The sequence below is a fragment of the Paenibacillus sp. FSL R7-277 genome (genome assembly GCF_000517965.1).
GTDB classification, from domain to species: domain Bacteria; phylum Bacillota; class Bacilli; order Paenibacillales; family Paenibacillaceae; genus Paenibacillus_AQ; species Paenibacillus_AQ silagei.
In genome coordinates this window covers 119,588-135,338 of sequence record NZ_ASPX01000036.1, presented here as the reverse complement: position 1 = coordinate 135,338, position 15,751 = coordinate 119,588, and the positions used below count along the sequence as shown (strand labels likewise).

The window sequence follows — 15,751 nt, the reverse complement described above, 5'->3', positions numbered from 1 at the left end:
AATAGTAGAGACTACTATGTATTCTGAAGCTATTTTTGATGAGGTGGGGTGGTGCGAGATGAAGAGACAGGCAAGACCGGCACGGAAGCGGGTGCTTCGCGCCAATCGGCAGGCTGTACCCGGAGTGAAGCGCAGAATCAAGGTGCAGACAGTTGAATTTGCGGTGTTTGGTGACAGTCATGTGGGATATGGTAACAGCTTGAGCATCTTTAAGAGTCTTTTGCCTAAGGCAGTGAGCAGCGGGAACAAACGGTTTATCATCTTCGGGGGAGATAACACCCAGGCGGGGGCGGATCACGGGAATAACGCCGGGACGTACTATAAGGAATTCAAGGACACCGTTACCAGTACGCTGGGAAGCATCCCTTACAAGGCTTCTATTGGAAATTGGGAGGCCAGCACACGGTCGTTGTTCACCCAGTATTTAGGGGCGGTGGCCGGACAGATGAATTTCCCGGGAACGCAGGGCAAGGTGAGATATATATGGCTGGATTGCGCACTGGGGCAATTCACGCCGGCCAGCCTCAATCTACTGCGTAATCTGGATGACAGGTATTTCTATATTATTGATTTCCACTGGCCGCTCCGGGTACAGGGCATTACGGTGGATTCCAGCCATGTGCTCAGTGCGGCCGAGACCTCCAAGTTCTTCACAGCCATTCCGGCAAAAGCCAGAGAGAAGGTGCTGGCGATCTTCACACATCATGGTCACAAATTCTACCGGAAGCTGAATAACATCTATCCGGGGTACACGAAGACCAAATTCTTCGTCACCGGCTGCTCCGGGGACTACAAATGCAAGCCCGGCGGGAATATGGGCTATTATAACGCCACATTAACCAGCAGCGGATCAGGCTATAAAGTCGAGGCTTTTATTGCCCACTAAGCTTATTAGACTGAGCATAACTGAGGAGAATGTCTTCAAGGCATTCTCTTTTGTCTTTTGCTGCCTTATGAGAACTTGACAGCCCTTTCACAGGTTGGGTATGGTTGTCTGGTCAGCAGATAAAGGAGGCAGAACAGAATGTCAGGATTACTTGGAAATCACTTCATGACACAGATTGGGATTCTGGTTCACGATATCGAGAAGGTGAGTCAGGCGTATGCAGACTTTTTCGGACTGGACAAGCCTCAGATCAGCATCACGGACACGGCAGACATTGCCCGGACGGAGTATAACGGCGGAGGGACAGGGGCGCGGGCGAAGCTGGCTTTTTTCGACATGGGTTCTCTGCAACTGGAACTGATTGAACCGGACCATCAGCCGAGCACCTGGCGGGATTACCTGAATGAGCACGGGGAAGGGGTTCACCACATTGCATTCGTGGTGGAAGGAATGAAGGACAAGATCATGCTGCTCGAAGGCAAGGGATTCCCGCTCCAGCAAAAGGGCGAGTATACCGGCGGGCGGTACGCTTATATGGATACATTCAAGGAGTTGAAGGTTGTGCTGGAGTTGCTGGAGAATGACAACGATAACAGTAATAATAAGGATTAGTAATATAAATAGAATTCAGACAGGAGGAATTATACAATGAATATTCTGATTACAGGGGCGGGACGCGGACTGGGCCTTGAGCTGGCGGCGGCTGCACTGGAACGTGGACATGCTGTTATTGCCGGGGTGCGGGATCTGACGCGCGGGCAGGCAGCCTTAGCTGATCTGGCGGCAGTACACGCGGATAAGCTGACTCTAGTGACGCTTGATGTGACGGACGAGGCCGGAATAGCAGCACTTGCCGCCAGCCTGACAGAGCAGGCCCGGACACTCGGCGTCATCATCAATAATGCCGCAGTGCTGAATGCCACGGACACCCCGCTTGAAGAGCTGGATATGGAAGAGATGCAGCATGCCATGGACATCAATCTGTACGGGCCGATGCGGGTGGTCAAGCACCTTCTGCCTCTGCTGACAGGGCCGGATGCTTCAATCATTAATATCTCATCAGAGGCAGGCAGTATCACCAATGCTTACCCGGGCAGCTATCCGTATACGATCTCCAAGACAGCGCTCAATATGTTCACGCAGAAGCTCCATGTCACGCTGAAGGACCGCGGCATCCATGTGCTCAGCGTCCATCCCGGCTGGATGCCTACGGATATGGGCGGAGCTAAGGCACCGCTTCACCCGCGCACCAGTGCCGAAGGGATTCTGGACCTGATCGGGCAGAGAGCCGAGCCGTCCGGCCATTTCAGATTCGTGGATTACACAGGTAAGGATATGGATATCTAGCTGCCATGCCCGGCACTTCACCTGTCAAGAGGCGAGTGGAGTTGTAATGTTCTCGTCCGGAGAGCGGCGGGGCCAGAGCAGCAATCCCAGTGAGCAGACTACCAGCACTACGCAGAGCAGGTAGGAATGGCGGTATCCTAACCACTGGGCTGCGGCTCCTCCCGCCAGGCTTCCGGCCAGTCTGCCGATGGTTGTAGCATTGGTGTACAGCGTGGAGGCATAGCCGGGAAGGTCCGGCAGCAGATCCTGAATATAGCTGATGCCAATTGCAGAGATCACAGCGACAAAAAAAGCCAGCAGTACCTGTCCGGCGATGAGCTGCCACAGCTCACCTACTCCGATCACCAGCGCATAATAGATTCCCCCCATTGCCATTCCCCAGCCCAGCAGCACCTTGCTTTCGTATTTGGCTGACAGCAGCCCCAGCACCAGCATGAACGGAATTTCCATTAACGCACAGATACTGGCCACCGAAGCTACATTCTGTGTAGTGCCTCCCAGCGTATTGACAATGAACAAGGAGATATTCAGATTATTGGCCCAGTGTCCGGTATAGAGCAGGGTCAGGATGAGAAAAGGAACCAGTACCCTGGCATTCCTTTGCACCCCGGCGGGCTGCCGGACACGCTGTTGAAGCTGCTGCTTAGCGGCTGAAGGCCGTACGAAGCTGAACACCAGAAGAGCATTGAGCAGGAAGATCAGAGTGGTCGACGAGAAGATCCCCTGAAATCCGAAGCGGCTCAGGAGGGCGGCTCCTACCAGCGGACCGCTGATGAAGCCAAGGGAGAACATCGAGCGCAGGGCCGAGTTAGCCAAGGCATGATCAGGAGAGCTGCTGGCGCTCACAGCTTCTCTGGCACTGGCGAATAATTGCGGCATCGCCGGGGCGCCGGCTGCGGTGAATATTGTCATATAGGCCAGCAGCGGGTAGAAGTCATGGATGAATATGTATCCGGCAAAAGCAACCGCGTTGAACATCATACAGATCACCATCAGCCTGCGGCGGTTCAGCCCGGCGTCGGAGCGTTTGGCAATGAACATGCTTAAGGCTACTCCGCTAAGCAGCGTCACCGCTGTAAATATTCCGAAGGTTCCGGCGGATACGCCGAGTTCTTCTGTGAAGTAGACCGCCAGGAATGGAGCGCTGATCGAGATGGCCATTCCCTGGAACAGCATGCAGAGCAGGAATATAGGATAGGTTGGAATGAGGAGCAGAGCATAGGTTCTTTTGAGCATAGAGTGTGTGAACTTCCTTTCAGCATTGTTTAGTCTTAACTTCGATTTATCTATAGTATAACGTCAATAGTATGTGATGTATCTGATTAACGTCTTTACAGTACGGAATCCCTAATAATGAACTGATTTTTGGGCCAATTGTTCAGGTGTTATTGTCAGGAAGGATCTTTTAAGATGGAGGAGGATAGGACAGCCGGGCTGTGCGGAGGAAAGCGGACGCTGGTTTGGCTGGAGATGAAACCGTTATCATGAAGAATGAAGGAGAGATTACATTTGGACGCTGCTGCATATCCTTTTAGACAAACGGAATTGCCATTAGATGAACGTGTTCAGGATCTGCTCTCCCGGCTGACGCTTGCGGAGAAGGTCAGTCTGATGCCGCAATATCAGGCTGCCATTGAACGGCTGGGTGTAGGCGGTTACAAGCATGGAACGGAGGGAGCGCACGGGATTTCATGGCTGGGCAAAGCCACCTCCTACCCGCAGCCAGGCGGCCTAGCCTGTACCTGGAATCCGGCGCTGCTGCAGAGAATCGGCTCGGCGATCGGGGATGAGGCCAGAGCCTTTTACCGCAAGAATCCCACTATTAACGGCTTGACTCTCTGGGCACCGACTGTGGATATGGAACGGGACCCGCGCTGGGGGAGAACAGAGGAAGCCTACGGGGAAGACCCTGAGCTGACAGGCCGGCTGAGTACAGCGCTCGTCCAGGGAATTCAGGGGGATCATCCGGTGTATCTGAAAGCGGTAGCGACCCTGAAGCATTTCCTCGGGAACAATAATGAGATCGACCGGGGCGTGGCTTCGTCCAGCATTGACCCGCGCAATATGCGCGAATATTATCTGGAAGCGTTCAAGCCTGCCTTCAAGGAAGGCGGCGCACAATCCATGATGACCGCCTACAATTCGGTGAACGGCGTGCCGGTTATCCTCCATCCGGCGGTGATGGAGATTGTGAAGGGCGAATGGGAGATGGACGGCTTCATTGTGAGCGATGCCGGAGACCTGTTCGGGATTGTGAAGGATCATAAGTATTATGATTCCTTCGCAGAGTCCATGGCGGAATCCATTAAGAATGGCATTGACAGTGTAACCGAAGAGACAGAGGAGACCATTAAGGTTATTCACGAGGCGCTCCGTGAAGGAATGCTGACCGAGGCGGATCTGGACCGCGCGCTGGCGAACACCTTCCGCGTCCGCTTCCGGCTCGGTGAGTTCGATCCGGAGGAAGGTAATCCGTATACGAAGATAGACGACTCAGCCATTCTCAGCAAAGCGCATGGCGAGCTGTCACTCGAAGCCGCGAAGGAATCCATAGTGCTGCTGAAGAACGACAACGCTGCCCTTCCGCTGAATGCAGCCTCGTTGTCCAAGGTCGCTGTGATCGGCACGCTGGGGGACGAAGCGTTCAGAGACTGGTATTCCGGTACGCTGCCATATGCGGTGACCCCTTTGCAGGGAATCATCAAGAAGCTGGCAGGTAAGCAGGTCACCTTCGAGAGCGGAGATGACCGGATCATTCTGACCTCCGCTGCCAGCGGACAAGCAGTGGGCATCACGGGCGAGGACGGACGGCTCGCAGTGCTGCATGATCAGCCGGAGCGGGGAGAGATGTTCCGCCATACGGCGTGGGGCTGGACCGCTCATACCCTTGAATCTGCCAGCAGGGGACAATATGTTACCCTGACAGATGCCGGCACACTGACCGCTTCCGCTGATGAAATCTATGGCTGGTATGTGAAGGAATCGCTGAATCTGGTCCCGGAGGGGGAAGGCACCGTCAGCTTGCGGACCTGGAACAATCAGCCGCTCGTTATCAGTGCTGAGGACGGAACTATTCGCGCTGCTGAAGAACAAACGTCTGCCGAAGCAGCCCAATTCCATAAGAAAGTTGTCGTGAACGGCGTAGAAGCAGCGGCGGAAGCGGCCCGGGCCGCTGAGGTTGCCGTTGTATTCGTTGGTAACCATCCGCTCTTGAACGGCAAGGAGGAGATTGACCGGCCGGATATCGTACTGCCCGCAGAGCAGGAGAATCTGGTCAAGGCTGTCTATGCCGCCAACCCGAACACCGTCGTGGTGATCGTCGGCAGCTATCCGATTTCCTCCACCTGGATCGACGAGCATATTCCGGCTGTGCTGTACACCTCGCACAGCGGACAGGAGCTGGGCCATGCAGTCGCAGATGTCCTGTTCGGCGATTACAGCCCGTCCGGCAAGCTGAATATGACCTGGTACCGCAGCGTCAGCCAGCTGCCTGAATTCATGGACTACGATATTATCAAAGGCAAGAGAACCTACATGTACTTCGACGGTGAGCCGCTCTATCCGTTCGGTCACGGTCTGAGCTATGCGCAGGTGAATTATAACAAGCTATCACTGGCAGCGGAGGAAGTACAGCAGGATGGTATTATCAGTCTGAACGTAGAGCTTGAGAACAGCGGGAGTGTAGACGGTGACGAGGTAGTTCAGCTGTATGTCCAGTGCTTGTCTACCCGGATCAGGCGTCCGCTTAAGCAATTGAAGAGGTTTGACAAAATCCGGCTGGCTGCCGGACAGAAGCAGACGGTCACATTCACCTTACCGGCCGCTGAACTTTCCTTCTGGGACGTCAGCCGCGAACAGTACTGTGTGGAGGATGGGGAATACATGCTGATGGCAGGCCGTTCCTCGGGAGATATCCGGCTGTCAGCCACAATCAGGTTGCATGGCGAGACCGTTCCGCCGCGTGATCTGTATACGCCGGTTAAGGCTGAGAATTACGATGATTACGAAGCGGTTTTCCTTGATGAATGCAAGGCCGGCGGCGCTGCGGTGCATCCGGTGAAGGAAGGGGCATGGATCGCCTTCCATAATGTAAGGTTTGCAGAGGGTGCAGCGGGCGTCGAGATGCTTGTATCCTCCGTTCAGGGAGGCGTGGTTGAAGTCCGGACCGGCAGTCCGTCCGGCAAGCTGGCAGCAATGCTCGCGGTTCCGGCAGACGGGGAGCAGCAGTGGCACAGCCAGTCGGCTATAGCCGATATAGACGCCGGAATCACAGATGTATATCTTGTATTGCAGGGTGAGGTTCTGCTCAGCCGCGTTCAGTTTACGGTGTAGGTATTCTTGCATTGCGGGACCTTTGTATAGATGTGAAAAAAGCTTCTGGATGGCCCTTTGGGCGGTCCGGAAGCTTTTTTGTTGAACTGGCTGTGAATCAGTTCCTGAAAATACCATTACTTGTATACGGAATAATCAGGGAGTGACCTTCTATGCCAAGCAAGATTGCAGTGCATAAACCGGCAGAGCCGCAGAACGTGACCCACAGAAGGCCAGCGCAAGTCCCGCTCGCAGACAAGGCGGCATTGAAGCCGCCGCTGCGAACACCGCTTGAGCTCAACCAGCTGGCCCACCGCCTTCGAACGGCCCCGGAGACTGTAAGTTCCAGGGAGTTCAATCTGCTCAGCGGTGTAATTGGCCTGCGGAGTGCGCTTATGCTGCTGGACCAAGGCAAGCGAACCAAGTCTGAACAGGCTGAACAGACCCGCGCGAAAGCAGACAAACCTAGCTTACCTGAATTAGGCTCCAAAAAAACGGCTGAAATCAAGTCTCCACCAATCATCGAAAAACCGGATACGGCCCGGGCCATCCATGCCTTCAGGAAAACCTCACAGTCGGAAGCCAAGCGGGGAGGGAAGTCAGAGGTCAAGCCTGCCGTAGTCCAAGCACAGGCAGAGAAGACTGGAAAAGCGGAGGCGGCCATCCATGCCCGGTCACAAGGTGGACTCAAGCCTCCGGTGAAAGTGAGCTCCAGTGCGAAGCCGGAACGCAAACCGGAAGCTAAGATGGGCGCTGAGGCAGAGGAGAAGACCTCTGCCAGAATAGCCGCGCCAAGGCAGAGGCCGGCAGACAAGCCAGTTGGGCAGGAGCAAAAGTCTGCAGACAAGCCAGCTACGCCAGGACAGAAGTCTACAGCAGCAAGTCCACAGTCTTCTGCCTCGCTTCTGAAAGCCAGGAGAACAGGTGTCAAAGCTCCGGTTATTCATATTAAAGGCAGCAATCCGGGCGGCATAATCGGGCAGCTAAGCAGCGTTGCTCCGGCTGAAATCACTCAGGCGTACAACCAGGCGGTAGGTGTCTCCGGTGAGGTTCTGGGGCAGCAAAGACAGCAGGCAGAGAAGGCGCTGCCTGTCATTGCGGCACCCACTGGCATCGCACCCGGCCCGGCTGCTGATCCTATGAAGCGCACAGCGGCAGCTCCGCTGCCCGCCGCCAAGCTGCCTGCTTTTCAGAGCGGTAAGCAAGGCGGGGATACGTCAGCTGGAGTGAACAGCTTTCCTCAAGTCACCGAGGAGACAGATCCGGATCAGATGATGGAGGAAGCAAGCAGGTATGCGGCGAATCCGCCGGAGGTTGCTCTCACTGGTGAAGCTGATCCATCCCAGGTGGAGAGCTTTCAGACAGAAGCCAAGCAGCATGTGCAGACTGTACAGGCTTCCGAGCTGGAGCAGACCCGGCAGGATTTCGGAGAAAACCGGATTCAGCCCAAGCCTGATAAGAGCATTCTGCGTTCTGTGCATACGATCCGCGCGGTGGCGCCGCCAGCTTTTCAACTGAAACCCGCGGGTTCAATTCCGCCCGATGTAGCTGGCTACCTCAACCCGCAGCTGGCGGCTCAGCTTCAGGTCTATATGGAGAATAGTCAAGCGAAGTACCAGAAAGGAAAGGCGCCGTTTGATGCGGGAGTCACAGCTGCAGAGGGCGATACCAAGGCAGAGATCGAACGGCTGAAGACTGAAGCATCCGGGAAGCAGCAGACTGAGCAGGCTGCGGCTAAGGCAGAGGTCTTAGGATACCGGACGCAGTGGCAGGAAGAGATCAAGGCCACCAGCGGGGAATTCGACCGCGAAGCGGGGACAGCCGCAGCAGAGAAGAATCGGGAAATCAAGGGAATCAAGGATGAGAAGGAAGGCGAGGTTAAGCGCAAGCTGTCTGCTGCAGAAGCTGATTCCCGCAAGGAATACAAGAACACGAAGAGCCAGGCAGAGGAGAAGCAAAAGGAAGGGGAGGGTGAAGGAGAACAAAAGAAAAAGGCCAAGAATCCCTGGGAGTGGCTCAAGCAAAAAGGCAAGCAGATTGGCGAGGCCATCCAAAAGGGGATGAATTTCCTTTTCACACAGCTGCGCAAGGCCGTCAAAGCCATTTTCGATAAAGCTAAACAAGCGGTTGTTGGGCTGATTGAAGCCGGCCGGAAGCTGATTGTCAGTGCGATCAAAGGCTTCGGGAACGTGCTGAAGGGAATTGCGAATACCCTATTTGCCCGCTTCCCGGGCATTGCCAAGAAGATTAACGGCTGGATCGACCGTGCGGTGAACAAGGCAGTTCAAGTTGTGAATACGGCTGCTGCTCTCCTGAAGAAGGGAGTAAGCGCCGCCCTGGATTTCATGGGGAAAACGGTGGATAAGCTGTTCGCCGGCGTACAGTCACTGTATAACGGTATATTATCGGGAATTGGAAAGTTCTTGAGTGGTGAATTTAAAATTAATTTCGGCAAGGCGCTGGAGGTTGCACAGATTGCTGCGGAGGTTGCGGCTGCTTTTGCTACGGGCGGCGGAAGTGTCCTGGTGCAGATTGCCACTTGGCTGACCTCGACCCTCCCTAAGCTGCTGCGTCAGGCGAGCACGGTCATGACTGTGGTGAGCACCCTGCGGAATTTCAAGGTGCAGAATCTGAAGCAGCTTCTGAATCCGGCGGGCTTGGGCGGCTTTCTGGTCAAGGGGCTGTTCGGTGAGCTGAAGCCACTACAGACAGGCCAGGGAGATGATAAGGAGAAGGACAAGGATGGGGGCAAGGCTCCAAAAGGCGGAAGCCAGGAAAAAGGACTTATGAGGGTGCTGCAGCTTCTTCAGGGTGTGTTCGAACTTCTTCAAAAGACAGTCGGCAAGGTGTCAGGCGCGATTAACAAGGCTCTGCCGGTGATCAACATCTCGGGCAAGTCGTGGTTCAATCCGTTCAGCATGGTGTATGCCGGTATGGTTCAGGGTCTGGAGGTATTGAAGAACCCTGCCGAGGCTCTGAGTGAGGGGGCAGGCAAGCTGAAGGAAGCGGCTGGAGGCTTGTTCAAGGGAATTCGTGAGAAGGTAACCGAAGCCGCCAGCGGCATTAAAGCAAAGGTTCAGCTGCTCGGAAAACCGGCCCAGCTTATGTCCGTCTTGGCTAACAAAGGCGTCGATATGGTACTGAATTTTATCATCACTAATCCGCCGTCAGCACTGATTAAGGCCGTATTCAAAGGGATTGAAGCCGTGGCGGGCCAATCACTGGTTGACCTGATCCGCCAGCATATTCCGTTCGCAGACAAGCTGATTAACAAAATTGCAGCGTCCAGCCCGGTCCAGGGTCTGCTTCAGCCGCTTCAGGGACCTGTGGATAAGGTAGGCGGATTGATCGACGAAGCCACAGAAGGAGCAACGGGACTTGTGGATGAAGCCCAGTCACAGACCAATCAGGTCTTCGGCAACGGCACGAAGCTGCTGGCTAATTTGTCCGGGATCACCGGCGGTGCGGGCAAAGACAGCTCAGGTGAAAGCAGCGCAGGCAAAGACAGTCCAGGCAAAAAAGAAGAGCCCAAAGCCGGTGGAAAAGCGGGCGCTGCCAAAAATGAAACCACCGGTGATTTCCTCGGCACTGTCAAGGGAGGCGTGCATACCCGCCTGTTAGCCTTCGGCAAGAAGCTTTTGAAATCAGGGGTTAATCTCGTAGCCACGGGTGCCGGGAAGCTCAAGAACGCCATTGCCGGCCTGCTGGTCAACTTCAAAATCGGCAAAGAAAGCCACGAGCTCTGGGTCGAGAAACGCGGCAGCGGGCATGTGGTAATGATGGCTAGTGAGAATAAACGAACCGTACCCAAAATTATAGAGGGATTTAAGATACGAATAGGGAATTTAGACAAGGTTAAAGTTGGAAATAAAGATTTTAAAATTCACGAGCGAATCAAGCAATTAAAAGAACGTAATACCAAGATAGAAGCCACACCACAGGACAAGTTAGTGAATTCAGATCTTGAAACTGTCGCGCCTGTGATCAGTGAGGTTGAACAGTATCTAAAGAACAAAGAGGTTGGGGCTGAGGGGAAGGGTGAAGCTTCCAATAATTTTAAATGGGGAAATCCTAAAAGTACTCCCACGTATGGTCATACTTTTTCAGAGCACGGGGCTAAGAAAAAGCCAAATCAGCTTATAGATAGAGCCAGAGGAAAGGGACATCAAATCAGCCAATGGCTTGATGAGGACAGTGCGGCAGATTTTCTTGCAGAGGTAGCGAAAAAAGGCGCTGGTGTTCATGAAGAACCGTTACCACCTTCTATCAAGACAAGGGGATACTTGCCGGATGGTACTGAAATAAAACCTGATTTGGCTAGAGTGTTAGTGAAAGATGACGGTGGAATTAGGACTGCTTTTCCATATAGCAGTGCTTACCCTTCAGGAAAAGGACAATAATAAAAAGGAGCAATAACCATGGAGAATGTATACCCGGAGTATGTTACTAAGAGTGCTATCGAGGGTCTTGTAAAGAAAATTAATTTACCGTCTCCTGATGAATTCTCACAAGACTGGGAATATGAAGTGTCAGATTCTTCAAGATTAACCGAATTCATATGCGCCTATGAAAATATCGAATTAAACATAGACGAAAAATTTGCTTTAATGATTATTATTATTTCATCATTCAATGATGCTATAGTTGAAAGAAAGGCTGAGGAGAGTTCGGCCAGGCTAATCAGATATCATCTTCTTCAAGATATTAGTATTCATAAAAATACTATTTATTATTGGTCGATGTTGGATGAGGATGACCTGGACAATTGTCATGCTGTAACGTCTTTCATGAGAGAGATTGCATATACCGCCAAATTAGATGGTCAAGACAAGAGTTGATAGAGACCACAGCAATTGGATCAACAGCCCTTCCGCGCAGCGTCCACCCAAGCTAACTCCGATCCTGCATCAAAACAAAGGCTATCCCAACCAGCCGCTTTCACGGCTTTTTGGAATAGCTTTCTTTCTTGCGCTCCACTCAATACGACAGCGTAGACGAAGCCCCGCCAGACAACCCTTGCGCCTTGCGGAACGCGGACGGAGACATGCCGCTCTGCTTATTGAAGATGCGGTTGAATTGGGAGAAGCTGTTGAAGCCGCATTGCCCGGCGATGTCGGAGATCTTGTACCGGGTATGGAGCAGGAGCTGCTGGGCTTTGCGGACGCGGGTCATCTGGATGTACTCGGTCAAGGTGAAGCCGGTGACGGTTCTGAACTGGTGCGATAAATAATAAGGGCTGATATAGAATTCCTTGGAGATGGAATCCAGGGACAACTCACTGCCGTAATGGCTGTGAATGTGGGCGGTGATTGAATAGATTTTTTGCATCATGGCATTGCCGATCTCTTCCAGCACGTACGCATTCTTGTCATTCTGCTGGGACAGACTGCACAGAAACTGCTGGAACAGACTGTGAATCAGCACCGGATTCAGCGGTGAAGCGCTGCGGGAACAGTTAAAAATAGCATTGAGCGGCTCGAACACGGCACTGCGCGGGCCTCCGGTGAACCGGTAGATCGGAACCTCCTCGGAGAACGGCTGCAGCATTGCATTGAAAGCGGTCTCAAATCCGGGTATATTCCTGGGCAGGTTGAAGTTGATAATCAGCCGCTTATGCGGCGGGCCTGCGGGATACTGGGTCATATGCAGCCTGTACGGAGCAAGCAGAACAATGTCATATTGCTGCAGGGCATGTACATTACCTTCAATAATATGAGTAGCGCTGGAATCCAGCAGAATATGAATCTCATAAAAGTCATGATCGTGCTGAAACTCCATATTGATGTCGTGAGAGCGCTGATCGTAGTCGAAATAGTAAAAGAGCGGATCAGCCGGAGTATTGATACGTATGCTATATCCTTGGTCATATAAAAGGTCGCTGTCAAGCATAGCCTCTCTCCTCACCGTTGCCGTTTACTATAGAAGTCCAAGCCGTTTCCACCTGTATATTATAGGCTCAAAAAAGCAAAATATGCAATGAATCGGTCGGAATACAGCAAGAGTTGGGTAGTTTTTGGAGTGAAAGGTTTGCTATAGTGACCATATGAAAGCGGATACAGGGAGTGATAGAGATGTTATTCACAGAAGAAAAGCTGATCAAACGCCAGGCCGAAGTGGAAAAGTATAGATATCTTAAGGTTCAGGAGCTTACTGAGTTCGCGTTCGCTGAAGATGAGGAAGGGGCTAACGGTGTGTACCCGGAGTCGGTGTCCTTTGATGGCATCATCAGGCTTCAGGAGCATTGGCGCGGGCGGGACCGTTACATCTGGCTGCGCACAGAGATCGTGCTGCCGCCTAGTCAGGCAGGCTTCAAAATTGCCGGCAGATTTGATTTTGGCAAAACAGGGGACTTCAATAACTCCGGCTTCGAATCGCTGCTGTTCGTGAACGGGTCGCCTTATCAGGGCGTAGATAACAACCATAGAGAGGTAATCTTCGGTGATGAATGGGGCGGACAAACGGTAGAGCTGGCCTTCCGGCTGTGGTCGGGACTTGAGGGCGGCGGAGTGCCAAGAATTCAGGAGCACCGGCTCAGCGAAGCATTCATCGGCTATCTGGACGAGAGCATTGATGATCTGTTCTATATGTCGAAGGCAGCGCTCGACACCTTCCGTTACCTGGGCAGAGACCAGCCGGAGAAGCAGTGGCTGCTTAGAGCGCTGAACGAAGCCTTCCGTCTGATCGACTGGTCGGAGCCGGGCTCGCCAGAGCATACTGCTTCGCTGTATCAGGCAGGCGCCAGTCTGAATCAGGCGATAGAGGCGATGCCGCAGACTTTTGACGTAACGCTTACGGCTGTCGGTCATACCCATATTGATGTTGCCTGGCTGTGGAGGCTGAAGCATACCCGTGAAAAGACAGCCCGTTCCTTCTCCACCGTACTGCGGCTGATGGAGGAGTTCCCGGAGTACCAGTTCCTTCAGACACAGCCTCAACTGTACGCTTTTCTGGAGCAGGATTATCCGGAGCTGTTCGGGCGGATCACCGAGAAAGTGAAGGAAGGACGCTGGGAAGCAGAGGGGGCCATGTGGCTGGAGTCGGATTGTAATATCCCGTCCGGTGAGTCGCTGGTCCGCCAGATTATGTTGGGCAAACGCTATCTCCGTGAACACTTCGGCGTAGAGAGCAAGTACCTGTGGCTGCCGGATGTCTTCGGGTACAGCTGGGCGCTGCCGCAAATTCTCCGTAAATCGGGCATCGACACGTTCATGACGACCAAAATCAGCTGGAATCAGTTCAACCGGATGCCGCATGATACCTTCTGGTGGCGGGGGATGGACGGCTCAGAGGTGCTGACACATTTCATCACGACGTCCGAGAAGGACGGGGCGGAGTATACGTATAACGGACGGATGACGGCTGGGCTGCTGCGCGGGATCTGGAATTCCTATCAGGATAAGGAGATCAACGATCACCTGATGTTTGCATACGGCTGGGGTGACGGAGGCGGCGGGCCGACGCGGGAGATGCTGGAGCTTCGCCGGCGCTTCGACAAGCTTCCGGGCATTCCGAAGATTGAGATGGGCAGTGCCGGGGAGTATTTCACCGGACTGCATGAACGGATCGGGAAGGCGGAGGCGTTCGTACACACCTGGAACGGTGAGCTGTATTTCGAATGCCACCGGGGCACGTATACCTCACAAGCCCGCAACAAGAAATATAACCGCCGCCTGGAGCTGCTACTGCGCGATGCCGAGTGGCTGCATACGCTGATAGGTGTAAGACAGGGGAATCTTGAAACCGCTTATCCTGCGGCTGAACTGACCGGGATCTGGGAGATTCTGCTGCGCAACCAGTTCCATGACATCATTCCCGGTTCGTCGATCGCTGAGGTCTATGAGGACAGTGATGCTGAATATGCAGAAGGCGAAGCCCGCTCCCTAGCTCTGATTAACGGTGTAGTCCAGGAAAAGGATGAAAGCAGGCTCACGCTGATGAACAGCTCGAACTGGAACCGTCCGCGTTATGCGCTGCTTGCTGTAGGTGCCGCAGATTCTGCACAGGTTCATGACGCTGACGGGAACCGGCTATGGCAGCAACGGACGGCAGACGGGGAAGTATTGGTCTATGTTCCGTCTGTACCTGCACTGGGCACGGCGGTGCTGAAGGTAGTACACGGACAAGCAGGCGAAGCCACCCAGGACGCACAGATTCCGCCGCTTGCAGCCGTATCCGGCAACACACTGAGCACACCGCTTGTGGAAGTGGTGTGGAATGAGCAGGGGCAGTTCACTTCAATGATCGACCGGAAGAGCGGCCGTGAGCTGCTGGCGCCAGGGCAGCGGGGGAATGTACTACAGGTGTTCGAAGATAAGCCGCTGGATTTTGAAGCGTGGGATATCGATATTTTCTACCAGGAAAAGATGACCGAGATCACTCAGCTGACCGGATGTGAGCTGACCGAGAACGGCCCGCTGCGGGCGGTGCTGCGCATGACCTGGACCTATCACCGCACAGCGGTTACCCAGGATATCATCTTCTACCGCGATACCGTGCGGATTGATTTCCGCACTGAGCTGGACTGGCATGGGCATAACCAGCTGCTGAAGGTGGCTTTCCCGGTGGATATTCATGCGCTGGAGGCTACTTATGACATTCAGTTCGGTAACGTGAAGCGTCCTACACACTGGAATACGAGCTGGGATTACGCCCGCTTCGAAACGGTGGGCCATCAGTGGGCGGATATCAGCGAGAAGGGCTATGGGATAGCGCTGCTCAACGACTGCAAATACGGCTATGACATCAAGGACAGCGTGCTAAGGTTGACGCTGCTGAAATCGGCGGTTCATCCCGATCCGCAGCAGGATCAGGGACATCATGAATTTACGTATGCCCTCTACCCGCATACCGGTGATTTCGTCGAAGGCAGGGTGGTCCAGGAGGCGTGGGAGCTGAATAATCCGCTTCGCAGTGTGGCAGGTGAGCTGGAAGGGCCCCCGCTGCTCTATATTGATGGCGCACATGTGACGGTGGATGCGGTCAAACGCTCGGAGGACGGCAAGTATGTGGTGCTGCGGCTGCATGAGTACGCCGGTTCCCGGACACAGATTACTGTAGATAGCGCCTATTCTATGGCTTCCTGGCAGGAATGCAATCTGATGGAGGAGCCGCTGGGAGACTGGCAGGAAGCAGAGGAGCTGAGCTTCCAGGTGAAGCCGTATGAGATCAGGACGTTCAGAATCAAGCTGCGCGGGGCGCAGAGCTGAG

Annotated in this window: 9 protein-coding genes; 7 read left to right on the top strand and 2 right to left on the bottom strand. The window is 53.7% G+C overall.

Annotated elements, in window-relative coordinates; genetic code table 11:
• Nucleotides 1-58: 58 nt before the first annotated feature.
• The 3 genes from C173_RS14145 to C173_RS14135 all read left to right on the top strand — a co-directional run bounded on the left by C173_RS14145 (nucleotide 59) and on the right by C173_RS14135 (nucleotide 2,233).
• A complete protein-coding gene (locus C173_RS14145; RefSeq protein ID WP_036725803.1) occupies nucleotides 59-886 on the top strand; it encodes a metallophosphoesterase family protein in 828 nt (275 codons plus the stop codon).
• A 138-nt stretch (nucleotides 887-1,024) separates the two neighbouring features.
• Nucleotides 1,025-1,498, top strand: a complete 474-nt coding sequence (locus tag C173_RS14140) for a VOC family protein (protein ID WP_036725800.1) — start codon at nucleotides 1,025-1,027, stop codon at nucleotides 1,496-1,498.
• A gap of 36 nt (nucleotides 1,499-1,534) precedes the next feature.
• A complete protein-coding gene (locus C173_RS14135) occupies nucleotides 1,535-2,233 on the top strand; it encodes an SDR family NAD(P)-dependent oxidoreductase (RefSeq protein ID WP_036725799.1) in 699 nt (232 codons plus the stop codon).
• Nucleotides 2,234-2,257: 24 nt separating this feature from the next.
• On the opposite strand, the gene C173_RS14130 is transcribed toward C173_RS14135, so the two are convergent.
• A complete protein-coding gene (locus C173_RS14130; protein ID WP_036725797.1) occupies nucleotides 2,258-3,469 on the bottom strand; it encodes a sugar efflux transporter in 1,212 nt (403 codons plus the stop codon).
• Nucleotides 3,470-3,724: 255 nt separating this feature from the next.
• Between C173_RS14130 and C173_RS14125 the strand changes: the two genes are divergently transcribed.
• The 3 genes from C173_RS14125 to C173_RS33660 all read left to right on the top strand — a co-directional run bounded on the left by C173_RS14125 (nucleotide 3,725) and on the right by C173_RS33660 (nucleotide 11,382).
• Nucleotides 3,725-6,565 (top strand): glycoside hydrolase family 3 protein, encoded by a 2,841-nt coding sequence (locus tag C173_RS14125; RefSeq protein ID WP_051478048.1) that lies wholly within the window; start codon nucleotides 3,725-3,727, stop codon nucleotides 6,563-6,565.
• Nucleotides 6,566-6,717: 152 nt separating this feature from the next.
• Nucleotides 6,718-10,944 carry a hypothetical protein gene (locus C173_RS34670; RefSeq protein WP_051478047.1) on the top strand — a complete coding sequence of 1,409 codons (4,227 nt, stop codon included), beginning with the start codon at nucleotides 6,718-6,720 and terminating at the stop codon, nucleotides 10,942-10,944.
• 18 nt (nucleotides 10,945-10,962) lie between these two features.
• Entirely contained in the window at nucleotides 10,963-11,382 is a 420-nt protein-coding gene (locus C173_RS33660; RefSeq protein ID WP_051478046.1) for a hypothetical protein, read from the top strand.
• A gap of 139 nt (nucleotides 11,383-11,521) precedes the next feature.
• Here the strand turns inward: C173_RS33660 and C173_RS14110 are convergent, their stop codons facing one another.
• Nucleotides 11,522-12,433: a helix-turn-helix transcriptional regulator gene (locus tag C173_RS14110; RefSeq protein ID WP_036725793.1), complete on the bottom strand. Its 912-nt coding sequence runs from the start codon at nucleotides 12,431-12,433 to the stop codon at nucleotides 11,522-11,524.
• A gap of 182 nt (nucleotides 12,434-12,615) precedes the next feature.
• Here C173_RS14110 and C173_RS14105 point away from each other — a divergent pair, with 182 nt between their 5' ends.
• Nucleotides 12,616-15,750: an alpha-mannosidase gene (locus tag C173_RS14105; RefSeq protein ID WP_036725791.1), complete on the top strand. Its 3,135-nt coding sequence runs from the start codon at nucleotides 12,616-12,618 to the stop codon at nucleotides 15,748-15,750.
• Nucleotide 15,751 lies beyond the last annotated feature (1 nt).